We start from the raw sequence: 26,053 nt of genomic DNA on the forward strand, positions 1-26,053 counted from the left end.
GGTTGATTCACGGTCATTGATCTATTCTAACATACTTGTCTTCCAACGCATATGCTAAAGTATAAAGCGGTGAAAACCCCTTTATATTATGATTTTAACCTTGCTATAGAAGGCTTTAAGAAATAACTCACAAATCAACTTAACAGAAGGGAGTTATAATGAATAACTGTAGAAATAACGACGATAATTGCTGTTTTGATAGATGCTGTTGTTGCGGTCCATCTGGACCTAGAGGTCCCCAGGGGCCGACTGGGCCTACTGGACCGACTGGACCTACTGGGCCTAGAGGTCCCCAGGGGCCGACTGGGCCTACTGGACCTACTGGACCGACTGGACCTAGAGGTTTACAGGGACCTACCGGACCTACCGGACCGACTGGACCTACTGGACCTACTGGACCTAGAGGTTTACAAGGGCTACAAGGACCTACCGGACCGACTGGGCCTACTGGAACTACCGGGCCTACCGGGCCTACCGGACCTACCGGGCTTACCGGAGCTACCGGGCCTACTGGACCTACTGGACCTACCGGGCCTACCGGACCTACCGGGCCTACTGGGCCTACTGGAACCATCGGACTTACTGGAGCTACAGGGCCTACTGGACCTACCGGGCCTACCGGACCTTCCGGGCTTACTGGAGCCACTGGACCTACCGGACCTTCCGGGCTTACTGGAGCCACCGGGCCTACCGGGCCTACCGGACTTACTGGAGCTACAGGGCCTACTGGACCTACCGGGCTTACTGGAGCTACAGGACCTACTGGACCTACTGGGCCTACCGGACCTATCGGACTTACTGGAGCTACAGGGCCTACCGGGCCTATTGGACCTACCGGGCTTACTGGAGCTACAGGGCCTACTGGACCTACCGGGCCTACTGGACCTACCGGGCTTACTGGAGCTACTGGGCCTACTGGACCTACCGGGCCTACTGGACCTACCGGGCTTACTGGAGCTACTGGGCCTACTGGACCTACCGGGCTTATTGGACCTACAGGGCCTACCGGGCCTACCGGACCTACCGGACCACAAGGAATTACCGCATTTGCATTTGGAGGACTTTTTTCAGTCATACCTCAGACATTTATTTTTACCGCCGCAGATCAGATCGAACAGATTGCACTGCAGACCCAGATGCCTTCCTTTGACGTTGGCTTTGGCATAAATACGATTCAGATCATGTTATCTGGTTTTTACGAGGTGAATTTCATGGTTCGTATCGCCCCAGCTACTATAGCTTCTACAATTGAAGCAGGAGTCCGGCTTAACGGCGGAACCACTTTCTTTACCTCTACGTTACAATCTGCCACCTTGTCTGTAACAGATGATACGATCTTACAGGGAAGTGTCATTGTGGCATTGGGTGCAGGATCAATCCTCGATTTGGCACTGCAGTCTACGGGAGCTACGACGGTCAGCCTGGCTGCCGCTGCAAACGCATCGCTTAGTGTCAAACTGCTTATGCCCTAACGACTAATCATTTCCTTTGACTGATGCGTTCCAGAAGCAGGCAAGGGCATTTGAAGCGACAGAATGGCAGTGGGGACAGATTTTATTCCTGTTGTCGGCATCGCAAAGACATGGCAAACTTCCAGCCAGTCAAGAGGCTAAGAGTGAAGATTTTGCGACAGCAAAATACTACTCGGCTCTTGACTGCCTGGATAGGCATAGGCCTGATCTACGGGCATTTCTATGTACCACAAGGGTTATCTGTACAATGTGGACAAGCCATTAGGCCGAACGGAAATATCCCCTCTTGAAATCACGAATTTACTATCACATTTTACGACATTTTATCAAACAACGATTGACTTAAAGTTAACGTTAAGGTTTATAATTATCACAAGCATTACCCATGAGCATATCAAAATACTTTAGAGTATCTGAAAGGAGGAATCTATATGCAATACAACAATTTGCCCGGAACAAGTATTAAAGTTTCTTCGCTAAGTCTTGGCACAATGATGTTCGGCGCTCAGACCAACGAAGCTGACAGCCTCGCCATCATGGATTATGCCTGGAATCAAGGTGTAAACTTTTGGGACACTGCCAATGTGTACAATCAAGGCGAGAGTGAACGCATCGTCGGCAAGGGCTTAAAAGGGCGGCGTGATAAAATTATTCTCGCCACGAAAGTTAACGGCCAGATGGGTAAAAACCCGAATGACAGGGGCCTCTCCCGCCGCAATATTGTCTCCGCTGTAGATGCCAGCTTAAAGCGCCTGAATACAGATTATATTGACCTCTATTATATGCATGCGCCGGATTACGAAACAAAAATTGAGGAATCGCTTGAGACAATGTCTGGCCTTGTTAAAGCCGGAAAGGTCCGCTATATCGGTGTCAGCAATTTTGCCGCCTGGCAGATTGCCGATATGTTGGCTATCTGCGATAAACGGGGATACATAGCACCGGTCATCAGTCAGAACGTTTATAATCTTATTACCCGGGGAGTAGAGACGGAGCTCATTCCATTTTTACAGGCCCATGAGCTGGGTATGGCAGTATACAACCCTATCGCTGGCGGACTTCTGGTCGGAAAACATAAGCCAGGCACCCCTGCAGAGAATACCCGTTTTGCAAACAGTGAAGCCTATTATAAACGCTACTGGTCAGACGAGAATTTTGCCGCTGTAGAAAAGTTGACAGAAATCGCATCAGAGTATGGCTTGAGTATTCTTGAACTCGCTATGAAATGGTGTTTAAGCCGCGAAAAAGTCACCAGCGTAATCAGTGGCGTCAGCAAGCTTTCACAGATAGAACAGAATATTGCCTCACTGGAAGGAGCCGTGCTTCATGATGACGTGCTGCAGGCTTGTGATGTTATATGGCATTCTCTGGCGGGTACACGCTTTGGATACAATCGATAGCAATGCTTGAGACGGAAAAGGAATGGGCAAACTAACATATTTTAATCATTTATAGGAAGGAATTTATATATGAAAAAGATAGTGATAACCGGAACTGCGGGTCTTCTTGGCCCCTATGTAGTTAAGCATTTTTTAGAGCAGGGATATGATGTTTTAAGTGTAGACAAAGTAAAGCCGGCTGAGACATTGACACGACATATGACAGCGGACTTAACCAACCTGGGCGAGTGTTATGGAATCTTAGAAGGCGCATATGCTGTGATCCATCTTGCCGCAATCCCTACCGCTTATATTTTCCCCAATGAAGTAACATTTCAAAACAATGTAATGGCTACTTATAATATTCTTGAAGCTGCGGCCGGATTAGGAATCACGAAAGCTGTTATTGCCTCCAGCGAATGTACCTATGGGATTTGCAACTCCCGCCAGGGTCTGACACCTGTTTATGTTCCCGTAGATGAAGAGCACCCGGTACTTCCTGAAGATAGTTACGGCCTTGGAAAAATCGTTGGGGAAACAATTGCCGATGCAATCAACCGCCGCTGTGGAATGCAGATCGTTTCGTTTCGGATCGGCAATATCATAAGCAAAGAAAAATATTTAAACTTCCCCGGTTTTATTCATGACTCCGAGAAACGGAAACAACTTATGTGGAATTATATTGACGCCCGTGATATCGCTGTGGCATGCCGCCTTGCTATCGAAAAAGATGGACTTGGTTCTATTATAATGAATCTTGCCGCTGACGATAACAGTATGGACATCAAAAGCTGTGATCTGATGAAAGCGGAATATCCAAACGTAACTGACATTCGTACTCCAATTGATGAATACCAGACTTTATACTCCAATGAAAAGGCAAAAAAAATACTGGGGTGGAAACCAGTTCATTGCTGGAGAGATAATGTATCTCAGGAATAATACATAAGGGTTGTATCGTTCCACTATCTGTAATCCCTATATTTCAATTTAGTAAAGCTTGCAAATACTAATCTTTTTAGTATTTGCAAGCTTTTAGATTCATACCTCGTCATTCCAACCTGTTATGAAATTGTAATTTTACCGCCTCGTATTATTTATTTTCAAAATCTCATTTTAATAAAAAATAAAAAGTATAATACAATAGGTAATCCTATGATCGTTGATAGTATTGTGATTATAGTATGTGCCTTTTTCTCATCTCGTAATATGAATAAAAAAAGCTTATATCCTAATATGCCAAGCAGGCCACCAAAACTATTAAGAATTACATCGTCAATGTCTGAAGCCCCGATGCCGAAAAGTCCCTGAATGATCTCAACAAATATACTCACTATAATTATAAACAGTAAATTGGTTGTTACTTTTTTATCATTTTTGAATAATGGTAAATAGACACCAAACGGAACAAAAATAGCTATATTGCCAACCACATTACCAAAAGCAAATCTTTTTAGATTCTCAGATCCGCCAGATACATATTCCATTATGCTATGAAATGGGATGAGATTGATCGACCTGACTACAGTCCTTTGATTATTAAATAGTTCCAAAAGAGAAACTCTTGATAGGAACAGTATTTTAATTAGCAAAAGTATATAACAAATGAAAACGCCATATAAAAAGACTGTTTCAATTCGCTTACGTTTATTCATAAAACCTCCAAATTCATTTCATCCATCTTTGCTTCTCTCTGATATTACGCTCCCATGGTGCTCATATTTTATACCATTGCTTCTTGAATATATTTGTTAATTAATTCATAAATCCACGATTTTAATGGAGAGAAATCAAATCCCCATTCTGATGCGAGTCCAGTATTTAAACTATAATCGGGCGCACTATTGTAAGGACCGTTATCCCCCACTTTTGATAAGACTGCTCGTCTGCCGGTCTTTCCTTCAACATATGTGATGATCTCTCGGAGAGATATTGTTCCCATATTGCTGCCGTTTACTACGCCTGTGCATTCTTGCTCCGCCAGGAAAGCCAGAAACTGGCCCGCTTCATTTGAACTGACAAATCCCAACTGTGCGTCAACATTGTCAATAAACATGGGAATCCCCTTAACAACATGTTCGATATAGAAATACAATCGCTTTGTATAATCATCAGTGCCAATGACAAAAGGAAACCTGATAGCCACACTGTTTTGTGACGGATATGCTTGAAACAAAGCACACTCTGCAAGCCGTTTCACCTCATCATACGTATAATCCGCTCTGTCGCACCATTTTAGCGGCTTCTCAAGAGGATTGAAGTCGCTTTCCATTGTGTTGATATGGAGATCATCATATACTGACACGGTGGAGGTCATTACATAGCGATTGCATTTTATAGAGTCCAGCGCAAATTTTACATCATTGGAGCAATAAGCAATATTGTCGCATACTACATCATAAGTCTTGTTGCGAAATACTTCCGCCATGCTATTGGCAGATGTGCGCTCAACTATTAATTTGCGGACTCTGTTTCCGTAACTATCTTTTGCCATTCCTCTTGTCGCAATCGTAACATTATGTCCTTTTCTGATAAGTTCCTCAACCATATGTACGCCAAAGTATTTTGTCCCGCCCAAAACTAAAATTTCCATTCTGTCCTCTACCCCCACATTATATAAATGATCATACTTCAAATTACGATTTATAAAAGTATATCATAAAATGGTACCGAAATATAGCAACGAAATGGACAGTCTACCCTTTCTGCAATGTGGCTTTACTTTTTATTTCAGTTAACCGTTCGCACAGCATATCGGCTTTTGAAATAGCTTCCAAAACCGTGAGGTCTTTCATATGTATTTGGCGTCCTCCGGTCACGCGAAGGGTATCAATTTTCTGTTTCTGACCGTTGATTGTGAACCGGCAGCTGACAAGTCTGGTTCCATTATTGATCTGCTCTCCGTTATGTGTACAGATGTCATCTAAGGTGGCCCCGTCAATGAATTGAAGCTCCTTGGGGTTGTACTTAAAAACTACAGCGAATTTGCCGTTAACAGCATCCAGAAAAAAGACACCATTGTCCGCACTGAAATAATAATCAATGACAAACCCCTGCTCCTTTAAGTCCTGCTCATGGAGACTCGAATGTTTAGTCAGGTTAGAATCCAGGATTTTATTGGGAAGCCAAAAGAAAATATAAAGAAATTCAAACGTTAAAAAAGTCGCTATTAGGGAATCCATCTGCGGCAGCTCCCATAACAATATACAGACCGGAGCTATGAGGATAGCTGCTAGTAGCATCAACCTAAGCCCCAAAATTTTTATAAAGTAACCCATATCAATTTTTTTCATTGATATTTATCCTCCCTTGTTCTTGGATCTTGTCCCTTAACTGCATATTTATCTGATGTATTGTATTATTATTTTCGCTATTGTCTTTGATTCACAATTCCGAATCCCATCCAAAAACGAAATTTCCCTATTACGAACTTTTCTAAATAAGAATATTAAAAAATGTATTTTTCTGGAATTAAATTGTTCTCAAACTGATTTTTCTTGTACTCAATTTGATTTCAAAGTAATTCAAAGAAAAGGTTGACAAATCAAAACCGGGGACATATACTATAACAGGTTAATTAAATAAATAGACCGTTTCGGTAGGTGAGGCTACCGCAGGGATACGGGTTGCTGCCGCAAAGTAGTGGAAACACTATGAGAAGGTGAACAGTCCATGTCGAAAAACAAGGCATGGAATAATGTAATTTCATTGCCCTGCGAAGTTAAAGCTTGAACGATGGCGGAAGACGCTTTACATAATACAGTCAGGCGTTTTTATAGGGATGGTATCCCCTGTCGTCGTTTTATAAATGATGACAGGGGATTTTTTATGTTTGGAGGTGAGGACATGGACGACGGACACAGTATAAGTAGAAACGATGGACAGGATAATACCGCTTGTGGCATAGGTGTTCTTTTATTGTGCAACCATGCCCAAAACCGGTGCTTTAGGCAAAGGCTTTTATAAGCCTTAATTCCTATTGCCACTTTGCGTGTTGTCCATCGTTTTGTTTGGAAAAGACAGACGATGGATTTTTTATGCCCATTTTTAACAAAACAACACTCCCCATTGGGGTTTATATAAATACTATTTAAAACAAGAGAGGTGAACGAAATGGAAACCGGAAGTCAATGCGGCCCTGATCCTGACGGGCGGAACCGAAGGCCTGAGCCGAAATGGAAACCCTTTTCCATTTCGGCGGCCTGACTATAGACGAGGCTCATCAGTGTTTGGGCTGTACTTCCTCATATCTTATAAAAATTATGGAGGTGCAGACCAATGCAAAAAGTAAAAAACAATTTAGAGACATTAAAAGTAACCCAGGACGTGGTAAGCCGTGACAAAATTGCAGCCAGGCTGAAATCAGCTGCCGCAGCTAAAACGGATACACTGTTCGGCAATTTAAACACGACGCCGGAAGGACTCAGTGAGGATCTTGTAGATGCTTCCCGTGAGCTGTACGGCGACAATAAAGTTACCCATGGAAAAAAAGTATCGCTTCCCAAGCGTATCGCCGAGGCGTTCATCAATCCTTTTACCGCTATCCTCTTTGGGCTGACGGCTGTGTCGGCATTTACCGACATCATTCTTGCAGAACCAGGAGAAGCAGATCCGCTGACTGTTGTGATTATCATGACAATGGTGCTGATTTCCGGGGTTCTGCGCTTCGTGCAGGAAACTAGAAGCGGCAACGCTGCTGATAAGCTTTTAAAAATGATCAAGACGACCACAAACGTTCAGCGAATCGAGACAGGGAATGCAGAAATACCGCTGGAAGAAGTCGTTGTGGGCGATATTGTCCATCTGGCTGCGGGCGACATGATTCCCGCAGACATGCGGATTATCCAGGCCAAGGATTTGTTTGTCAGTCAGTCGGCATTGACTGGCGAAAGTGTGGCAGTTGAGAAAATTCCAGGGGCAGTGAGTATGGAATACGATACATTAGCAGAGTATCCTAACCTGGCCTTTATGGGATCAAACGTCATCAGCGGCAGTGCGGCAGGTGTTGTTGTGGCAACCGGTGACGACACGATATTCGGAGATATGGCAAAGAACGTCAGTGATAAGCCTGTGCAGACCAACTTTGAAAAAGGGGTCAACTCGGTATCATGGCTGCTCATCCGCTTCATGCTGGTCATGGTTCCAATCGTACTATTTGTTAACGGTTTCACAAAGGGTGACTGGATGCAGGCAACTCTGTTTGCCCTTTCAGTGGCGGTAGGCTTAACACCGGAAATGCTGCCGATGATCGTCACCACTTGCCTTGCGAAAGGCGCTGTGGCTATGTCTAAGGAAAAGACAATCATCAAGAACTTAAACTCCATCCAGAATCTAGGCTCCATCGACATTCTATGTACTGACAAGACCGGAACCCTGACCCAGGATAAAGTGGCTCTGCAATACCACTTGAATATCCATGGAGATGAAGATACACGCGTATTGCGCCATGCATTTTTAAACAGCTACTATCAGACAGGACTGAAGAATCTCATGGATGTCGCTGTCATTGAGCGCACCCTGGAGGAACAGAAAACGGTAGCGGAGCTTCGCGGCCTTACCGATCAGTTTACCAAGGTCGATGAAATTCCCTTTGACTTTGAGCGCCGCCGCATGAGCGTAGTGGTGAAAAACGGCAAGACACAGATGATCACCAAAGGTGCAGTAGAGGAAATGTTGTCGGTTTGCAGCTATGCCGAGTATGAGGGAAAGGTGCTGCCTTTGACCGATGACATCAAAAAATATATCTTAGAAAAGGTAAATGATTTAAACGAGGATGGAATGCGGGTTATTGCCGTTGCGCAGAAAACAAATCCCTCTCCCGTTGGCACGTTTTCCGTAGCCGACGAATCCGATATGGTACTGATGGGATATCTTGCTTTTCTTGATCCGCCAAAGGAATCCACTGCGGATGCACTGGCTGCTTTAAAAGAGCATGGTGTGGATGTGAAGATTCTGACCGGCGACAATGACAAGGTAACTCGCTGCGTTTGCCGGCAGGTTGGCCTCTCCGTTGACCGCATCCTGTTGGGCTCTGATCTGGACAACATGACCGATGAAGAGCTTGGCAGCGCCGCTGAAAAAGTCAGTGTTTTTGCAAAGTTATCTCCACAGCAGAAAGCCCGTGTCATTACAGTCCTGCGGGATAATGGGCACAGCGTGGGCTATATGGGCGACGGCATCAACGACGCGGCAGCAATGAAGGCTTCCGATGTGGGCATTTCCGTGGACACAGCAGTAGACATTGCCAAAGAATCCGCTGACGTCATTCTTCTGGAAAAGGACTTAATGGTATTGGAAAAGGGCATCATCGAGGGCCGCAAGACCTACGCCAACATGATCAAATATATCAAGATGACGGCAAGCTCCAACTTCGGAAATATGTTCTCAGTATTGGCTGCCAGCGCTTTCCTTCCCTTCCTTCCTATGCTGCCCATCCATCTGATTCTGTTGAATCTGATTTACGATTTAAGCTGTACGGCAATTCCGTGGGATAATGTAGACAAAGAGTACCTTGCTGTACCAAGGAAATGGGACGCTTCCTCTATCGGAAAATTCATGATATGGATCGGACCGACCAGCTCGGTGTTTGATATCACCACCTACATGCTGATGTATTTCATCATCTGCCCGGCCATGACCGGCGGACTTATGTTCCATCAGCTTACGGACCCGGCAACACAGGCATACTTTATCGCACTGTTCCAGGCCGGCTGGTTTGTGGAATCCATGTGGAGCCAGACGCTTGTCATTCATATGATTAGAACACCTAAGATTCCTTTTATTCAGAGCCATGCTTCCCTGTCGGTGACACTGCTCACCTTCACCGGTATTGCGGCCCTGACCATCATTCCCTTTACCAAACTTGGAGCAACCATCGGCCTGGCCGCTCTGCCGCCTGTATATTTCGCATGGCTGGCATTGACTATTTTCCTGTATATGGTGCTCGCTACAGTGTTCAAGAAGATTTTTATTAGAAGGTATGGTGAGTTATTATAAGAACTTTTTATCAAGATCCATGCAAAAGCCTGCAGGTATTATCACAATTACGAGATAATACCTGCAGGCTTTTATCATTGATTTCTAACACAGTGATTGGGACTTCTATTCCATACACTTTACTACTTAACTTACATCCTCCTCAAAAAGCGCAGCCTCTTCCAATCCAATATTTTTTCTCAACTGTCCTGCTGTCGTGTAAGAAATTTCACCAAGCTCCAGCAATTCCTGCACCTTTACCTTTTGAGTTTGTATTGCGCTAAATTGCAGCTGTCTTTTTTTATCGGCATAAGCCTTTCCTTCTTCACCTAAGAACCTCTTATTAAACACCTCCAGGATGGATAAATAATGATCAATTGCTCTTTTAGCAGCGTTTTCATTCTCCGGAGTAACGGTATCCCATATCGCTTCGATCGCAACCTTCGTCGTGTGCCTTTTCACACGAACCATCTCATCCTGGTTTAAATACTTATGTCTTTTCAGGAAAGAACCCGGCTCCAGCATATGGCGAAAGACCGGTAAAATGCCCTTTACCGGTCCTCTTCTCTCCAATCGTCTCTGGACAACGATAAGAGTGTGCTCGATCCGAAGCAAAGCTTCCTTATTATATGTATTGTTTTCGAGTAACCGTTTGATTTCCTCTTTCTCGGCAACAAGCCCAGTCATGAAAATCTCGATTTCTTTTCTCCATTCATCCGATGCAAACTTTAAAGTCCTGTTGTTTGAATTTTCAGAGAGCAACCGCTCATAGTGGGTAATGATAGAAAAAGCGGCCTGACTGTTATCGTCATTCATCTCACTTTTTATCGAATCAATTGCGGCCTGAATAACCTTTCTTGTAGCAGCCAGCTCTAATTGCCTGCTGTCGGTTTCCGTTTTTGGACAAATCAGGGGCAGGACAATATTTGCAATTAACAGCGTGACAATAATGACTCCACCGCTGATAAACAGCAGCAAATCTCTCTGTGGAAAAGGCGAACCGTTATGCAAGGTTAACGGAATTGACAGACAGGCGGCAAGCGTCAAAGCACCTCTTACACCGGACAGGGAAATCAACAGGGAATTTCGCATACGACTGCTTTGATCCTTTCCGATAAAAAAGTACGCCCAGATATAACGAATCAGTATCAACAGGGCGGATATATCCAATACGTAGCTGATATCCGTAATTGTGCTGATCTGTGTATTCATAACTTCCTTACTAAATGCGTTTGACAACTCCATTCCAAGCAGTAAAAATACCAATCCATTTAAGACAAAAAGAAGCGTTGACCAGGCACCCTCGGAGATATAGTTTATATTTGCTTCCTGAGTGGTAAACCTTTTGGGCCTGCTAATGGAAATTATGATACCGCAAACTACAACGGCCAATATCCCGGAAAGACCAAGCTCTTCTGCAATCAAAAACACGGCAAAAGGTGTGATGATCTGGATCAGCGTATAAACGGTCGCATCCTCAATTCCCATGGCCTTGAGCTTGCTTGTAAATAGATTAATGATATAGGTTGCTACGGCACCAAACAGAGCGCCGCCGATTGCGATATAAAGAAAGCTCAATGTCGCGTCTTTTATAGAAAAATAACCTGTAAGCTGTGCCGCAATGGCAAAATTAAAAGCAACGAGGCCGGAAGCGTCATTTAATAAGGATTCGCCTTCTACAATTGTAATAATATTGTGTGGCAGCTTGATTTTATTTGAAATCGCCTTGACAGCTACTGCATCCGTTGGTGACAGTACCGCCGCAAGAGCAAAAGCCGTGGCAAGAGGCAGTCCGGGTATGAGCCTGGTTATAATGGGACCGCAAATAAGAACGGTTGAAAAAACAAGCCCCAATGCCATCAGCAGAATGGGATTTCTAAAATTCCATAACTCCCGGTTTGAGATTTGTTTGCCATCCACGAATAAAATGGGAGCGATAAAGAGAAGCATGAAAACTTCAGTATCCAAATGAATGGTAATGCCAAAAGGCAGTATACCGGCTAAAACTCCTAATAGAATTTGAAACAGGGGTAAAGAAATACTGGGCATATATTTTTGAAGCACGCTGGATAAAACTATTAAAATAAGCAGTATTAATATTGTCTGTATCGTTCCCAATGGCTCACCTTCCCATCACTCCCTTGCTTTAAATTTTTGTTTCTCCTCCTCCGCCGTACCATGCTGACTGACATATTCCATAAAACTATCATGATTTAAGGACCTGCTGAAATAAAAGCCCTGATAGCACTCACAGCCAAGTTCATGCAGTAATTCGACCTGTTCCCTGGTTTCCACACCTTCCGCCACAGCCTTGACATTCAACTGGCCGCAAAGAGAAAGGATTGATTTTACAATCTGCCGGCGCTGTTCATCGCTGGTTATCAATCCTACCAGGGAGGCATCTATTTTTATGATATTAGCGTAGAAATCGCATATGTAAAGAAGCGAGCTGTGACCCATTCCAAAGTCATCAATGGAAAGATTAAGCCCCATCGCTGTAATCTGCCCTAATTTATTGCATATGGCGTCAGTCGCATCAATTGTAGCATTTTCGGTAAGCTCCAATTCCATATACTGAGGCTCGATGCCCAACCGATTGATGCACTCCTGCACAGATCGAACAAGGGAGCCATCCTCTTTCAGCTGCCGCGGACTTAAGTTTACGGAAAGGGGGACTTTAAAACCTTGTTCATGCCAGCGTTTCATATCTCCAAATGACCGGTTCATAATCCATTGGCCCAGCTCATTCGTCAAATTTGCCTCATCACAGATACTCAATATAACGATAGGGGATACATAACCATATATGGGATGATTCCATCGCAGAAGAGCTTCTGCACCCACGACCTGACCTTTATAATTTACTTTCGGCTGATATTCCATATGAAGCGTTTGCTCCTGGCTCTTTAAGCCTTCCCGGATCTCTGCCGCCAAAGCGCGGGCAAGAGAACCCGTTTCATCGTGACGGTTAAGGATGGTTTTATTCTGCCGTTCCTGAATATATTGAATTTCATTAGCCAGTCCCTTAAACACTTCCATGCGCGCACACTGCTGATGCTTTTCCTGCAGCCTGACGAAAGGAATATAGATCAGCACAGCCAACGCCAGATTAACCGCTTGCATCACGGCTCCGGCAAAAGATCCCGTACTGAGATAACCGGACAGGAATATTGGAGTAGTCCATGTTACCACCTGCGTAACCGGAGGAACCAGGCCCACGCTTACGGATATCCAGGCGGTAAGGCATAAAAAAACAGGCGCTAACACAAATGGAGCAAAAAAATACGGATTAAATATAATGGGTAAACCAAATATCATGATTTCATTTATATTAAATATACCTGGCAGTATCGAAATCTTTGCCAAACGAGTTTCGCTGCTGTTTTTTCCTACCAGCAACAGGGCAATCAGCAGCCCAGAGGTTGCTCCTGCACCTCCTAAATAGACATAGGTGTCAAAAAATTCTTTGTTAAAAATCACTTCACCCATGGTTGACGGTACTGACGAAACCACAGTAGGCATGGCATCCATAATGACATTTCCACCGTGTACGCCAAACAGCCATAAGATTTGTGTAATGAGAATAACAATGACTGCGGAGAAAAAACTTTGTCCCGGCACCCATATTTCGTTGATTGTATGTAAAATTTGACTGCTGTTTAATCCGATAAAATCAAGTATCACCTTTGCCATGCAAAAGGTGAGAACCGTGAGCAGAGCCGGAGTTACCGTCCGGAAGGCTTCCCGGGTCAGGGAACTGCTATAATAACTGATAAGATTCTTAGACCGGATACGATCTCGTAATTTATAGAAAAAACAGTATAAATTACATGCAAGAAATGATATGATTATGGCTCCGAACATCCCGGAAGAACCGGCATATTCTGTGCTTATTACCGTACCATCTGAATTTTTTATCCATATGATGAAAACGATCAGTGCTACTGCCTGTAAGACAGCTGTACTGACCTCTCCGGACTTTACGAACTCTTTCTCGCTTGCAATCGCATGGCTGACGGTAATCATCGTGATTATCGCCATGATTTGAAGTGTCCCACCATATATGAGCAGGCCAATTTCCCACCAGCCTTCTCCAAAAATATATGACATAAATGATTGGTATGCCGGAATGGGCAGATTCAGCAATGCCAGCACTAAGGAACCGATTAAAACAAACGGCATTAAGTATAGCAGTCCTCTACGGAGTATTCGGATCATCTGCTGGTTTGCCAGCTTAGATATAAGTGTATCAAACGTATGCATTATTTTTATGAATTCCTCCTTCAGGTATGCGGGAACTAACGGCAGTGACGCTTTAAATATGGTTCTCCACACCTTAGGTCACTATTATCTTATTTAATATAATAGCTTTAACTAAGTTGCTGTTGTTAATTGTAATCAATGTATATAATTATGTTCCCAATTTATTTTCTGTATGAACTGAAGTTGAATGAAAGGTCAATTGCAATCCGAGCTTCTGGCTAATTCAAGTTACAAAAAGGCAGGGACTGCGCCCTGCCTTTTTGTAACTTGAATTTCTCTATACTATTTTCAAACATTTGCATCTTTCCCTTTCTAATGGGAAAGATATTTTACATTGAGGTTCATTCAATATAGGTAACTACTCAGTTCTGTTGTTATTAATTGTTTTATGAGCATTATGGGTTGAATGAAAGCATCAATTGCGGTCATAAAAAGAGGAAATCCTGATCTCTACCTCTGTCCCCTTTCCCGGCAGACTGTTATAGGTCAAGCCGTACCCGGGACCGTAAAGAATCTCCAGCCGTCGGTGGGTATTGAATACGGCAATGTTTGTCCCAATTTTACTGGTCCCCTTGCCTGAGAGAATACCGGAAAGCTTTCCGGTGTCCATTCCAACCCCGTCATCGGAAATCAGTATGACGGCTGTGTTATCCTCCATCCAGCCGGTAATTACAATGGTTCCTCCTTTTGGAACCTTTTCCAAAAGCCCATGAAGGATGGAATTTTCCACCACTGGCTGAAAGGTCAGCTTTGGTATTGGCAAATCCATCATATGATCCGGGATATCATCCACAAAGTCAATGATCTGATGGTATCGCATATTTTGAAGCCTGACATAGGTTTTCACATGTTCCAGCTCATCTGCAATAGTGCTTAAGATTCCCTTATGGCTTAAAGTCAGCTTGTAAAAACGGGAAAGATCCACGACAGCCTCCGAAACCTCTTCCGTCCGCCCCTGCTGCGCCAGCCAGTTGATCATGTCCATGGTATTGTATAGAAAATGGGGATTGATTTGGGCTTGAAGAGAATTAAATTCAGCGGCTCGTAAGTCCTCTGCCGCTTTTGCCTGCTCCCCGATGAGCCTGTTCATCATCCTTGTCATATAATTGTAGGTGTCGATCAGGCCCCCGATCTCATCATGGTAAAGAGATGCGGGCAGAGGGGTGGGCGGTTCTGTACGCACCTTTGCCATTTGCCCAATGACAGAAGAAATCCGGTTGGTAATGGAATGAGACAGCCGGTTTGCAATTAAAAAGGAAATCAATATGCAGAGCAAATATATAAAGAAAAAGCCGATCATAAGGAGGAAGCTTTTTTTAATAATGGCTCTGGTGGGAATTACAGCCACCATAAACCAGTCCGCTTTCCTGATATAATAAAAACCGGCATAAACATCATGATCCAGAATATTTTTGAGGACAAAGTTATTGGATGACATAAAAAAATCCCGGACCTTATCATAGCTGAAATGGTAGATTCCCGCCAGTCCGTCGTCAGATGTTGCAACGGTACTGTCCCGATCGTTGATGATATAGGCTACGCTGGTATCCTCTGTTAGATTGTTCTTTAAAAGTTTTGTAAATGGTGCCTTGGAGTAATAAATAGCCGTATAGCAGGTGCGATACTCACTGTCATACAAAATGGTACTTTTGGTAATATAGGCCATATCCCCAGATTTCCTCACCTCGATGGGGCTTAAATAGAATTCCGGACAAAAGAGAGAATTTAAGGACCGGTCCCCCTGGAAAATTCCATGCCAGTAAGACCCTCTGGCCTCGCTCATGGGACGGAAGATCTGGCTGGAAGCTTCATTGTGAAAGATTTCCTGAAATTCAGGAATATCCAGATAAATAAGAATATTCGTTATGTATTCGCCGTCAATGATGTTTTCTGCTGCTCCGTAAAAATCTGCTGCCTCAGAGGAATCATGACTCCAGTTAGATGGCTGGTATCCAATCAGACGGAACAATTTTTTATAATAAGGATGGGCTTCCAGGCTTTTCTGCGCCTCCATACACGTATCAATCAGCTGATCAATCTGCGGCATGGTCATGGCAGAGGCGTTTTGTTCCGTCCGTATGGTATCCGCCAAAACCATGTCATAAAGCTTTCCATGGAAAAAGAAGAACATGACCAGCATAGGTATCGTAGTGATGACCAGATGGGTGATCGTAAACTTTGTCTGCAGCATCATATTGTTATAGAAGAACTTTCCTCTTTGTATCAGACTTTTCATTTCAACATTTTCTCCCGGTAATCAGACGGCGACAAGCCGGTCATCTTTTTAAAGCTCTTACTGAAATAATTTCCGTTGCTGTATCCTACCTTGTTTGAAATATCGGCAATCTGATAACGGGAATCAGCCAGGAGCTCTTTGGCTTTTTTCATCCGGTAATCCGTAAGATATTGGTTAATGGTCTGCCCTGTTTCATTTTTAAAATATGTGCACACATAAGAAGCGGATAAGTAGACCTGGCCGCCAATATCACGTACCGAAAGGGCTTCGTCGTGATAATGATTGTGGATGTACTCTTTAATTAAGAAAATAGTGGGTTCTTCCGACAGATGGGACCGGGCTGCTTCAAATAGCAGTTCGGTTTTTTGCGTCAGCTTTTGATGCAGCTCCCGAAAGCTAAAGCAACTTTCAAGAAGCTTCATGGCATTTTCCGGCTCCATGACAGGTGCTAGTCTAAGAGTCTGGCGGCAATCCTCCAAAACCATAAAGAGCTTATAATAAAGATCTTTTGCCTCATGGGGAGATACCTCTCTCCTCTGGTAAAAATCCTCATAAAGGCGCCGAAGCAGTTCTCTTCCGATTTTCCGGTCATTATTTAAAACGGCCTCCGATAAAAGGGTGATATAAGCCTCCTCGGCGGACTTATTCCTGTCTTCTTTTTCCGTATGTACCGTATCATTCTCTTCAGGAGTAAAGAATGTTCCCGGATCAAAGAAAAAGCTGCTCTGCATGAGAGAAACCGCAGATGCATAGGAATCGTAAGCCCTTGCAATGCCCGAACAAGTTTCTCCTCTGCTGATATAGAAGGTACAGGCCGGATCAAAGCAATTCTTTAAGAAAACACCGATCCGGTTTACAGCACCATGAGGAGGTAAAACAGGGGATAGGATATGAAACACATGGTACTGGATATATTTTGATACATAGTAAACCTGCATATGGGAATGGGAAAGAAATACCTCCAGATCCGTCAGTACCTGATCCATAAGGTTCTGGTCTGTCTGGCTCTGCTCCAGCTTGACAACAAAAGAGGTGAAGCTTGCATGGGAAGTGAGCTTGAGGCCCAGCTCTTTTGCAAGGGCTGTGACGTTTTCCTTATTGTCCCTGTAAGGCTGGGTTAGGGCTGCGGCAAAGGAAGAGGCGGTTCCCCTTGAATAAAACAGCTCATTTTTTACAGTCCTCATATTCTGACGGACGCAGTTGTAGCCTTCTTTGATTGAGTTTTTCACCTCTGTAGGGTCCAGAGGCTTTTCCACATAGTTGATAGCCTTTAAGCGAATGGCTGCTTTTAAATATTCTTTATCCGAATAACCGCTCATAAAGATAAAGGCCGAATGAGGAAGCAGCTTCTCCAGCCGTTCCACCATCTCAATTCCATCCATTCTGGGCATCCTTACATCGCATAAAACGATTTCAGGCTTCACAGCCTTTGCTATGCGAAGCCCGCTTATGCCGTCCTCTGCCTGGAATAGCTGAAAGATGCCCAGAGACTCCCAGTCAATGGAATCAATCAGTCCGGTACGTGTGAGCTCCTCATCATCAACAATCAGCAATTTCATAACGGTCTCCTTCTTGCATTTTATCCATTATTATTCTAGCAAAATAACCAAGAAAAACAATACAAAAGGCCTATTATTGCCATTATCAACGAAAAAGTCGAAAATATATTACCCGTTATCAAAAGATTATGCTGTTTCTTCCGTGTCTCACCGATGATAGGATGATCCCAGATTAAGAAGGGAGGAAGAAGCCGTGTCCGAATATGTTCTGGAATTAAAGGGCGTTACAAAAATATTTCCCGGCGTGAAAGCCTTGGATCAGGTCCATTTCAGTCTGAAAAAAGGCGAGGTTCATGCACTGATGGGGGAAAACGGAGCGGGAAAATCCACATTTATCAAAGTGATAACAGGAGTTCACAGGGCCGACGAAGGAGAAATCTTTCTGGATGGGAATCGGGCAGAATTTAAAGGGCCAAAGGATGCCCAGGCAGCAGGAATCGCTGCGGTTTACCAGCATCCTACCTCCTACCCGGACCTTACGGTGACGGAGAATATATTTATGGGCCATGAGATCGTGAAAAACCGTATGATCCAGTGGAAGCGGATGAATCAGGAGGCGGATAAGCTTTTAATGCAGCTGAATGCAGACTTTAAGGCCGCCGATGAAATGGGAACCTTGAGCGTTGCCCAACAGCAGATGGTGGAAATTGCAAAGGCACTATCTACCCAGGCCAGAATCATCATTCTTGATGAACCCACAGCAGCTCTTACCAAAAATGAATCTGAAGACTTATACCGGATCGTGGATCAGTTAAAGGCCTCCGGTGTTTCTATTATCTTTATCTCCCACCGGTTTGAGGATATGTACCGGCTGGCGGACCGGGTAACCGTTTTCCGGGATTCCAGGTACATCGGGACCTATGAATCAGGGGGGATCACCAATGGAGAGCTCATCAAAGCCATGGTAGGACGTGAAATTAAGGATCTATACCCAAAACCGGAGGTGAAGACCGGCCCGGAGGTCCTTAAAGTGGAAAACATGTCAAGGACCGGATATTTCAAAGACATAAGCTTTACACTGCACCAGGGGGAGATTCTGGGACTTACAGGTCTTGTAGGGGCAGGAAGAACAGAAGTGGCAGAAAGCATCTGCGGCATTACAAAGCCGGATTCCGGAAATGTTTATATTGAGGGAAAGCACGTCTCCATAAAACACCCGGCTGATGCCATGAGAGAAGGACTTGTCCTTCTTCCGGAGGACCGCCAGAGAGCAGGTCTTATCCTCACCTGGGGCTTAGGGCGCAATGTGACCCTGCCTATCATAGGAAAATACGCAAAATACGGCATCACAAATGAAAAAAAGGAATGTGAGACTGCAAAACAGCTTTTGGAAGAAGTAGATACAAAGGCAGTTTCCATCTTTGATCCTGCAAACTCCTTATCCGGCGGGAACCAGCAGAAAGTGGTGGTGGCAAAGGCTTTAAGCCAGGAAATGAAAGTCGTCATTATGGATGAACCAACCAAGGGCGTGGATGTTGGAGCAAAGGCTGAGATTTATCAGATTATGGGGGATTTAGCGAAGAAAGGATACGGAATCCTTCTCATATCCTCGGAAATGCCGGAAATTCTTGGCATGAGCGACCGCATCCTGGTCATGTGCAATGGCAGACTGTCCGGTGAGTTAGATCGCGGGGAGGCGACTCAGGAAGTCATTCTCCAGCATGCCATGGAAAGGAGTTCGCAGTAATGGAGAAAAAATTGCTTAAGAAAATTACAGGCTCCAGAGAGGCCAGCCTGTTCCTTGTACTGGTGATTCTCTGCATGGTGATCCAGATATTCAGCCCATCATTTCTGACCGCAAAATCCATTCTGGATATGCTGAAAAATAATGCGGTTATCATGATTATGGCCCTGGGAATGCTTTGCGTCCTGCTGGTGGGAGGAATCGACATTTCCATCACCTCCACCCTTGCTCTTTCCGGCATGACCGTAGGAATGCTTCTTAAATATAACATCATTCATAATACTCTCCTGCTGTTTCTCATCGCCATTTTAGTAGGCGCTATATGTGGGGCAATCATTGGTTTTGTGGTAGCAAGAGGAAAGGTACTTCCTATTATCGCCACCATGGGATTCATGTACATATACAGAGGACTTGCCTATTTGATTGCCAGAAGCCAGTGGGCCAGTGCGGAAAATCTGGGAGGCTTTAAGAACTTTGCATTGGAAAAGGAACTGGGGCTTGGTATATTAAATAATGTTATTGTCATTGTCCTGGTGTGCTATATAATCTTCTTTGCAGTCATGAAATGGACCAAGACAGGAAGAAAGATTTATGCGGTAGGCAGCAACCCGGAAGCTGCTGCCGTATCCGGCATCAATACCAAGAGAATCAAGCTGTTAGTCTATACCCTTATGGGAATGCTGGCCGGTTTGTGCGGTGCCCTTGCAGTAGCTGTCTATTCCTCCGCTCAGCCTAACATGCTTTACGGAAAGGAAATGGATGTGATCGCGGCCTGTGTCATCGGAGGCGTGAGCATGTCGGGAGGCCGCGGAACAGTGGCAGGCGCTTTGTTAGGCTCTCTGATTCTGGCAGTCATTGCCAAGGCCCTTCCTCTCGTAGGGATCGACTCCATCGTACAGAATACGGTTAAGGGCTGTATTATACTGGCCGTCATCATTTTTAACGTAGTGGCGCAGCGCATGATGCAAAAAGAAAACTTAAAAGGAAGGGAGATGTAATTCATGGCGGGAAAATCGGGAAGAACAATATCTGCGCAGGCAGAGCAAAGCTGGAAAAAAAGCCTTCTCAGCTGGGAAGGGATGCTGGTATTTCTGTTTTTTGCTGTAAACCTGTTATGCATGATCATCTCTCCAAGCTATAAGCTTACCAATGTGCTGCGGGAAATGCCAAAATATTTGACCGAAGTGTTTCTGCTGCTTCCCATGGCTTATATCCTCATTTTAGGGGAGATCGACTTATCAGTGGGAGCCACAGTCTGCTTATCGGCAACCACCGCCTGTCTGGCGGGAAATGCGGGCATACCATTTCCGGTTGTCATTTTGATCGGTATTCTTGTTGGAACCTCCTGCGGGCTTTTTAACGGGATTGCAGTCACCCTGTTTACAGAGCTGCCATCCATGATTGTCACACTGGCTACGATGATCATATTCCGTGGGATAGCGGAAATTGCACTGGGAAGCGGAGGTTCCGTGTCTTTAAAGCACAATGAAGGCTTTCGGGCACTGGCTGGGAAAATCGGGCCCATACCTTATATTTTTTTTGCAGTCCTGTTTGCGGCAATTATATTTATCTATATTTTAAGCAGGACCTCCTTTGGGCGAAGGCTCTATGCCATTGGAAGCAACCGGACAACATCATTTTATTCCGGCATCCATGTACAGAAAATACGTCTGGTAGTTTATTCTGTTACCGGCATGATGGCGGGCATCAGCGCCATGTTTCTGGTTTCTGTCCTCTACGGTGCAAATACCACTACGGGAACAGGCTTTGAACTGGATGCCATTGCCATGGCAGTATTCGGCGGAATTTCCACGGCTGGAGGCAAGGGAAAATTAACCGGAGCCATGATATCAGCATTTATCATTATCTGTCTCCGGATCGGCTTAGGCCAGATAAACATGAATCCCCAGGTTATTCTGGTGATTCTTGGTACCCTGTTAATTCTGGCAGTTATGATACCGGAACTATTTAAGAACAGAAAACGGAAGCAAGCATGATACGCAGCACCAGAAGGTGTTCAGTATAAAAAACTAAGAAATGGAAAAGGGAGGTAATTCTAACATGAGAAAACAATTGGTTTATGCATTCCTGTGTACCGCTGCGATTTCAGGAATCCTTGCAGGCTGCAGCAGTAAAAGCAGTGTAACGGAAAGTACGGCGTCCCCACAGAAAACTGAGGCTGCGTCCAAGGATGGGGCAGGAACTGGGGGAGCCGCCGGAAAGACCTTTGCTATCGTTACAAAGGCAGCAGGCAATCCGTATAATGAAAAAATGGCACAGGGCTTTCAGAAGGTCATTGAGGCAGAGGGCGGAACCTGCATCATCAAACATCCGGAGTCCGCTACGGCAGACGCCCAGGTTTCCGTTATCCAGTCCCTGATCTCCCAGGGTGTGGATGCCCTCTGTATCGCGGGAAATGATGAAAATGCTCTGCAGGCAGCCTTGGAAGAAGCCATGACAGCAGGAATCAAGGTTTCCTGTCTGGATTCTAAGGTGAATAAGGATAGCCGTCAGACCTTTGTCAACCAGGCCGGAACCACGGAAATTGGCCAGGCCTTAATGGATGCTGTCTATGATATCTCAGGCGGCGAGGGGGATTGGGCCATTCTTTCCGCCACTTCCCAGGCTACCAACCAGAATGCCTGGATCGAAGCTATGAAAGAGGTCATGAAGGAAAGTAAGTATTCAAAGCTTAATCTGGTAGAGGTAGCATATGGAGATGACGAACCCCAGAAATCCACGGACCAGACTCAGGCGCTTTTATCCAAATACCCTGATTTAAAGGTTATCTGTGCGCCAACCACCGTTGGAATCAATGCGGCCGCAAAAGTCCTTCAAGATGAGAAATCCAAAGTTAAGCTGACAGGACTGGGACTGCCCTCTGAAATGGCGGAATACATCGGCAATGATGACGCTCACTCCTGTCCTTATATGTACTTATGGAATCCTATTGACGTAGGTTCCTTAGGGGCCTATACTTCCATCGCCCTGGTAGACGGCTCTATCACAGGGAAAACCGGCGACAAATTCACTGCCGGAGAAATGGGCGATTACGAAGTGATCGGGGCATCGGATGGCGGAACGGAGATTATCCTTGGACCTCCATTTAAATTTGACAGCTCCAATATTGATGAATGGAAATCCGTTTATTAATAAAAAAGGGGTTGAAGTGGCTGTCGTACCTCTCTGGTACTATCCTGTCTAAACCTAAGTCATAAGAATAAAACTCTACTATATTTCCTCAATATAGCGGATAGCATTTACAGAAAAAAATTAATGAGATAACATCTATAAGTATGGAAAAGGCCGCAGTTTAACTGTGGCCTTTTCTTTGTTGATAGGAGTCTTCCCCCTCATTAATGATCCTCAAGTTTTTAAGCAGCTTTCTTTTGATAGCTTATGATAAGCGTTGCAAAAACTACAAGTACACAACCTGCAGCTTGATACTTACTGATTGAATCTTTTAATATAGTGATAGAAAACAATGTTGAACTAATTGGAATAATACCTGCAAATGCCGCAATGGTATAACCGTTACACCTTTTTGCCCCTGCAAACATAAACGCAAAGGCGACGATTGTAACAATACTGCCATACCATAAGAAGGCAATCCAGCCGCTGACCGGCAGCGCTGCGATTGCTGCCCAAGGCTGTTCCAGCAAGGCGGGAATAAGGCACAGTACCATAGCACAAATACTTACAAATCCAGCGTGGACCAATGGGGGCAGTGTTTCATCACTTTTTGCACCTACATGGATTTTTCGTGAAAACGTTGTAAATAGCGATTCACAAGCTGCCGCACATAATACATAGATAACTCCGATTGGCTGAAAGTTTTCAAGCGTTGTCTCAAATGGAAAGCCTTGTACCAACAGTACACTGGCAAACGTTATAAGAATACCTGTCACCGTGCGTAAGCTTAAATACTCGTTCAGCATCAACCAGGTGAGCAATGCAGTGATTGCCGGCGTGGCCCCTGTAATAATCCCTGCTTCTACAGCCCCGATATATTGCAATCCGGTTGTCAAAAACACCCGGAAAAGAAAACTGCCAAACATTGCCTGCAACAAAATGACCGTCCAAGTTTTTCTTGACAGGCACTTTGCTGTATCATACATGTTCTTACCGCAAAACAGTACCGCAGTTAAGGATGCGAATACCAGGCTTAAAAACGTGGTGGTAAAAGTCGGAAGATATGCGGTTATAAAACTGGCAGCAATCACCGAAGAACCAGCCAATATAAATGCTATCGTTAAATATAATCTCCCCATAACGGCCTCAATAAACATTTATGGATTGTACTTCCACACCTGGAATTGCTTGCGACAGATAAGAAGATATTGTTTTTAAGTGCGCATGGATTAACGGTTCGGTCACGCCTTCAACTCCGTATACGAAATAGAGAGCATGTTGAGTAGCTTCTGTTATTCTTGTCCTGTAATCTTGTCCATTCATTATACTTGATAGTACCCCTTTTTCATCAGATAAGTACAGATCGTTTTTTATTAGCTGCTGTTCTTTCCCGGATAACCCTTTATAATTCAATGGTTCTGTGGCGATATTCACTGTCAGATCACCTTCAATCAATTCTAGATCGTGTCCGGCAGTAAGCAGTAAATCTTTCAACTCGGCCAAAAACATGGCTTCTACGGGTACACCGACAGGTGGGATACTTTTACCCTTTAGCAAAACCGACTCTAACTGCCCCAATACATGATAGGTTTTATGATACCGTTTGTAGTAGGCCGCATAATGACAAAGTGGTTCTTTTGTCAAGGCGGGTTTGCGTTCGTAACCAGAGTTATTTGACTTCATCTGCTCTATTTCTGTTGCTATTATGTTATCCATAACAGCACGTTCAATCGGTGAACATAAACCCTTAACAATCATCATGCCGAATTTCGTTTCTGGAAAAATGCTTTTCACAGAGGGGGATATTTTTATCATTTTCTTTCCGTCCTTTCCTTTTTGCAGTGGTATGTGCTATAATTCTATCATCTGGAAAGTGGTCTTAAAAGTTCCACTTTTCATCCGATTTTATAGAACCACTTTTGAAAGGAATGATTGGAATGTGGATTACGATTGACCGCCAAAGCCAGCTAACACTTGCCCGCCAAATTTATAAACAAATCTGTCAAATGATTTTAAACGGCACACTGGAATCCGGGCACCGGCTCCCCTCTACAAGAAAATTATCTTCTGATTTATCTGTCTCAAGAAATACTGTAATTGAAGCTTATAGTCAGCTTATTGCAGAGGGGTACTTAACTACTTATAAAGGTTCAGGTACCGTTGTTGCCCAAGGATTACACGCTTTCGATATTGGGGTATCTTTCAATCAAAGTCCTGCGCCAAAGCAGGATAAAGTACCGCTTCCAAAAGAAATGATTGACTTCCGAACCGGAATACCTGCGCTCGAATACTTCCCCCGCAAGGAATGGGGCAATCTCTATCGGGAAATATGCAACCAGATCCCAGCCTGTGCTTTCGGCTATTGCAGTACATCTGGAGTATGGGAGTTAAGGGTAACGATTGCCCAATACTTATATCGGACAAGGGGACTGTCATGCGACCCTGCCCAAATCATGATCACCTCAGGTTCAACGCAAGGATTATCGTTGATTTCCCATGTACTGCAGGATAAGCAAAAGGTGGTCTTAACAGAAGATCCTTCCCATGCAGGACTGCGGAAGGTAATTACAACGGCTGGTTGCTTTATCGAAGGCATTTCTGTAGATGATAAGGGACTGCGCACAGAATTGCTGGATATCCCAAGGCAGATCTCATTCATATATACCACGCCATCACACCAGTACCCCATGGGAAGTATTCTGCCTATTCACAGGCGGCTGGACTTAATCCGGTATGCCGAACAAAATAATTGCTATATTGTAGAAGATGATTATGACAGCGAATTTCGATACGAAGGACAGCCTGTGAGCTCTCTATATGAATTAAATCCGGAACGGGTGATTTATCTCGGCTCATTCAGTAAGATACTGGCCCCCGCATTCCGGTTGGGATTTATGATTTTGCCTAAGGAGCTGGTCTCCCCGTGCAAAAAGCTGAAAATGTATTCCGATGTCCATACGGATGCATTGGGGCAATACACATTGGCAAACTTCATACAAAACGGCGGTTTTGAAAAGCACATATGGAAAATGAAAAAGCATTATGGCAGAAACCGCAGTTTACTCCTTGCTGAACTATCAAAACATTTTCCCGGCCAGTATGAAGTCTTAGGACACGCTACAGGCTTACACCTTGTTGTACAATTCCATAACAAAATGTTTACTGATAAAATAATTCGTGCAATAGCCAATAATGGCGTACGTATCTATCGAGCAGGAAGTTTTTATCTGAAAGAAAATGAAGAGCACAGCAATGAAATTATTTTGGGTTATTCCCATTTGTCCTCTGAAGAGATCGCAGAGGGGGTTAAAATTATCAGTGACATAATTTCATAGACGGCAAAGATATGGGAT

At 44.3% G+C, this 26,053-nt stretch carries 18 protein-coding genes and 1 riboswitch; of the genes, 9 read left to right on the forward strand and 9 right to left on the reverse strand.

All coding sequences use genetic code 11. From position 1 onward, the window contains the following. Positions 1-158: 158 nt before the first annotated feature. The 3 genes from ACHZES_RS09100 (at position 159) to ACHZES_RS09110 (ending at position 3,793) form a co-directional block, all read left to right on the forward strand. Positions 159-1,472 carry a collagen-like protein gene (locus ACHZES_RS09100; RefSeq protein ID WP_395548198.1) on the forward strand — a complete coding sequence of 438 codons (1,314 nt, stop codon included), beginning with the start codon at positions 159-161 and terminating at the stop codon, positions 1,470-1,472. A gap of 431 nt (positions 1,473-1,903) precedes the next feature. Continuing rightward, complete coding sequence (locus tag ACHZES_RS09105; protein WP_395548197.1) at positions 1,904-2,872, forward strand: aldo/keto reductase; 969 nt, start codon at positions 1,904-1,906, stop codon at positions 2,870-2,872. A gap of 69 nt (positions 2,873-2,941) precedes the next feature. After that, on the forward strand, positions 2,942-3,793 hold the full coding sequence (locus tag ACHZES_RS09110; RefSeq protein ID WP_395548196.1) for an NAD-dependent epimerase/dehydratase family protein: 852 nt from the start codon (positions 2,942-2,944) through the stop codon (positions 3,791-3,793). A 161-nt stretch (positions 3,794-3,954) separates the two neighbouring features. On the opposite strand, the gene ACHZES_RS09115 is transcribed toward ACHZES_RS09110, so the two are convergent. The 3 genes from ACHZES_RS09115 to ACHZES_RS09125 form a co-directional block, all read right to left on the reverse strand. After that, a complete protein-coding gene (locus ACHZES_RS09115) occupies positions 3,955-4,506 on the reverse strand; it encodes a VanZ family protein (protein ID WP_395548195.1) in 552 nt (183 codons plus the stop codon). Between the two features lie 68 nt (positions 4,507-4,574). Then, the gene (locus ACHZES_RS09120) at positions 4,575-5,444 is read right to left on the reverse strand and encodes an NAD-dependent epimerase/dehydratase family protein (RefSeq protein ID WP_404820358.1); all 870 of its coding nucleotides are present in this window, start codon (positions 5,442-5,444) and stop codon (positions 4,575-4,577) included. A 103-nt stretch (positions 5,445-5,547) separates the two neighbouring features. After that, complete coding sequence (locus ACHZES_RS09125) at positions 5,548-6,144, reverse strand: hypothetical protein (RefSeq protein WP_395548193.1); 597 nt, start codon at positions 6,142-6,144, stop codon at positions 5,548-5,550. A gap of 294 nt (positions 6,145-6,438) precedes the next feature. Continuing rightward, positions 6,439-6,599, forward strand: a riboswitch (M-box (ykoK) riboswitch). Between the two features lie 530 nt (positions 6,600-7,129). On the opposite strand from ACHZES_RS09125, the gene mgtA reads away from it, so the two are divergent. Further along, on the forward strand, positions 7,130-9,847 hold the full coding sequence (mgtA, locus tag ACHZES_RS09130; RefSeq protein ID WP_395548191.1) for a magnesium-translocating P-type ATPase: 2,718 nt from the start codon (positions 7,130-7,132) through the stop codon (positions 9,845-9,847). 126 nt (positions 9,848-9,973) lie between these two features. On the opposite strand, the gene ACHZES_RS09135 is transcribed toward mgtA, so the two are convergent. From ACHZES_RS09135 to ACHZES_RS09150, 4 genes are all read right to left on the reverse strand, one after another. Further along, the gene (locus ACHZES_RS09135) at positions 9,974-11,944 is read right to left on the reverse strand and encodes a Na+/H+ antiporter (protein WP_395548190.1); all 1,971 of its coding nucleotides are present in this window, start codon (positions 11,942-11,944) and stop codon (positions 9,974-9,976) included. Between the two features lie 15 nt (positions 11,945-11,959). After that, positions 11,960-14,089 carry an EAL domain-containing protein gene (locus ACHZES_RS09140; RefSeq protein ID WP_395548189.1) on the reverse strand — a complete coding sequence of 710 codons (2,130 nt, stop codon included), beginning with the start codon at positions 14,087-14,089 and terminating at the stop codon, positions 11,960-11,962. A 415-nt stretch (positions 14,090-14,504) separates the two neighbouring features. Continuing rightward, the gene (locus ACHZES_RS09145) at positions 14,505-16,325 is read right to left on the reverse strand and encodes a sensor histidine kinase (RefSeq protein WP_395548188.1); all 1,821 of its coding nucleotides are present in this window, start codon (positions 16,323-16,325) and stop codon (positions 14,505-14,507) included. Beyond that, on the reverse strand, positions 16,322-17,884 hold the full coding sequence (locus ACHZES_RS09150; protein WP_395548187.1) for a helix-turn-helix domain-containing protein: 1,563 nt from the start codon (positions 17,882-17,884) through the stop codon (positions 16,322-16,324). The genes ACHZES_RS09145 and ACHZES_RS09150 overlap by 4 nt, the downstream gene beginning before the upstream one ends. Positions 17,885-18,077: 193 nt before the next feature. Between ACHZES_RS09150 and ACHZES_RS09155 the strand changes: the two genes are divergently transcribed. From ACHZES_RS09155 to ACHZES_RS09170, 4 genes are all read left to right on the forward strand, one after another. Then, positions 18,078-19,571, forward strand: coding sequence for a sugar ABC transporter ATP-binding protein (locus ACHZES_RS09155; RefSeq protein WP_395548186.1), 1,494 nt, complete (start codon positions 18,078-18,080; stop codon positions 19,569-19,571). Then, entirely contained in the window at positions 19,571-20,566 is a 996-nt protein-coding gene (locus ACHZES_RS09160) for an ABC transporter permease (protein ID WP_038283227.1), read from the forward strand. Before ACHZES_RS09155 ends, ACHZES_RS09160 begins: the two co-directional genes overlap by 1 nt. 3 nt (positions 20,567-20,569) lie before the next feature. Further along, a complete protein-coding gene (locus tag ACHZES_RS09165; RefSeq protein ID WP_395548185.1) occupies positions 20,570-21,565 on the forward strand; it encodes an ABC transporter permease in 996 nt (331 codons plus the stop codon). A 64-nt stretch (positions 21,566-21,629) separates the two neighbouring features. Beyond that, a complete protein-coding gene (locus ACHZES_RS09170; RefSeq protein ID WP_395548184.1) occupies positions 21,630-22,721 on the forward strand; it encodes a rhamnose ABC transporter substrate-binding protein in 1,092 nt (363 codons plus the stop codon). Between the two features lie 221 nt (positions 22,722-22,942). Here ACHZES_RS09170 and ACHZES_RS09175 read toward each other — a convergent pair whose 3' ends face one another. Next, positions 22,943-23,839 carry a DMT family transporter gene (locus tag ACHZES_RS09175; RefSeq protein WP_395548183.1) on the reverse strand — a complete coding sequence of 299 codons (897 nt, stop codon included), beginning with the start codon at positions 23,837-23,839 and terminating at the stop codon, positions 22,943-22,945. Positions 23,840-23,846: 7 nt separating this feature from the next. Next, positions 23,847-24,494 (reverse strand): hypothetical protein, encoded by a 648-nt coding sequence (locus tag ACHZES_RS09180; protein WP_404820359.1) that lies wholly within the window; start codon positions 24,492-24,494, stop codon positions 23,847-23,849. A gap of 143 nt (positions 24,495-24,637) precedes the next feature. Between ACHZES_RS09180 and ACHZES_RS09185 the strand changes: the two genes are divergently transcribed. Next, on the forward strand, positions 24,638-26,035 hold the full coding sequence (locus ACHZES_RS09185) for a PLP-dependent aminotransferase family protein (RefSeq protein ID WP_404820360.1): 1,398 nt from the start codon (positions 24,638-24,640) through the stop codon (positions 26,033-26,035). Positions 26,036-26,053 lie beyond the last annotated feature (18 nt).

It is taken from the genome of Lacrimispora sanguinis, assembly GCF_044987295.1.
GTDB lineage: Bacteria > Bacillota > Clostridia > Lachnospirales > Lachnospiraceae > Lacrimispora > Lacrimispora celerecrescens_B.

Bases quoted from the DNA above. Each gene is read 5' to 3' on its own strand.
- ACHZES_RS09100 (WP_395548198.1), top strand. From the start codon at position 159: ATGAATAACTGTAGAAATAACGACGATAATTGCTGTTTTGATAGATGC.
- ACHZES_RS09105 (WP_395548197.1), top strand. From the start codon at position 1,904: ATGCAATACAACAATTTGCCCGGAACAAGTATTAAAGTTTCTTCGCTA.
- ACHZES_RS09110 (WP_395548196.1), top strand. From the start codon at position 2,942: ATGAAAAAGATAGTGATAACCGGAACTGCGGGTCTTCTTGGCCCCTAT.
- ACHZES_RS09115 (WP_395548195.1), bottom strand. From the start codon at position 4,506: ATGAATAAACGTAAGCGAATTGAAACAGTCTTTTTATATGGCGTTTTC.
- ACHZES_RS09120 (WP_404820358.1), bottom strand. From the start codon at position 5,444: ATGGAAATTTTAGTTTTGGGCGGGACAAAATACTTTGGCGTACATATG.
- ACHZES_RS09125 (WP_395548193.1), bottom strand. From the start codon at position 6,144: ATGAAAAAAATTGATATGGGTTACTTTATAAAAATTTTGGGGCTTAGG.
- mgtA (WP_395548191.1), top strand. From the start codon at position 7,130: ATGCAAAAAGTAAAAAACAATTTAGAGACATTAAAAGTAACCCAGGAC.
- ACHZES_RS09140 (WP_395548189.1), bottom strand. From the start codon at position 14,089: ATGCATACGTTTGATACACTTATATCTAAGCTGGCAAACCAGCAGATG.
- ACHZES_RS09145 (WP_395548188.1), bottom strand. From the start codon at position 16,325: ATGAAAAGTCTGATACAAAGAGGAAAGTTCTTCTATAACAATATGATG.
- ACHZES_RS09150 (WP_395548187.1), bottom strand. From the start codon at position 17,884: ATGAAATTGCTGATTGTTGATGATGAGGAGCTCACACGTACCGGACTG.
- ACHZES_RS09160 (WP_038283227.1), top strand. From the start codon at position 19,571: ATGGAGAAAAAATTGCTTAAGAAAATTACAGGCTCCAGAGAGGCCAGC.
- ACHZES_RS09165 (WP_395548185.1), top strand. From the start codon at position 20,570: ATGGCGGGAAAATCGGGAAGAACAATATCTGCGCAGGCAGAGCAAAGC.
- ACHZES_RS09170 (WP_395548184.1), top strand. From the start codon at position 21,630: ATGAGAAAACAATTGGTTTATGCATTCCTGTGTACCGCTGCGATTTCA.
- ACHZES_RS09175 (WP_395548183.1), bottom strand. From the start codon at position 23,839: ATGGGGAGATTATATTTAACGATAGCATTTATATTGGCTGGTTCTTCG.
- ACHZES_RS09185 (WP_404820360.1), top strand. From the start codon at position 24,638: ATGTGGATTACGATTGACCGCCAAAGCCAGCTAACACTTGCCCGCCAA.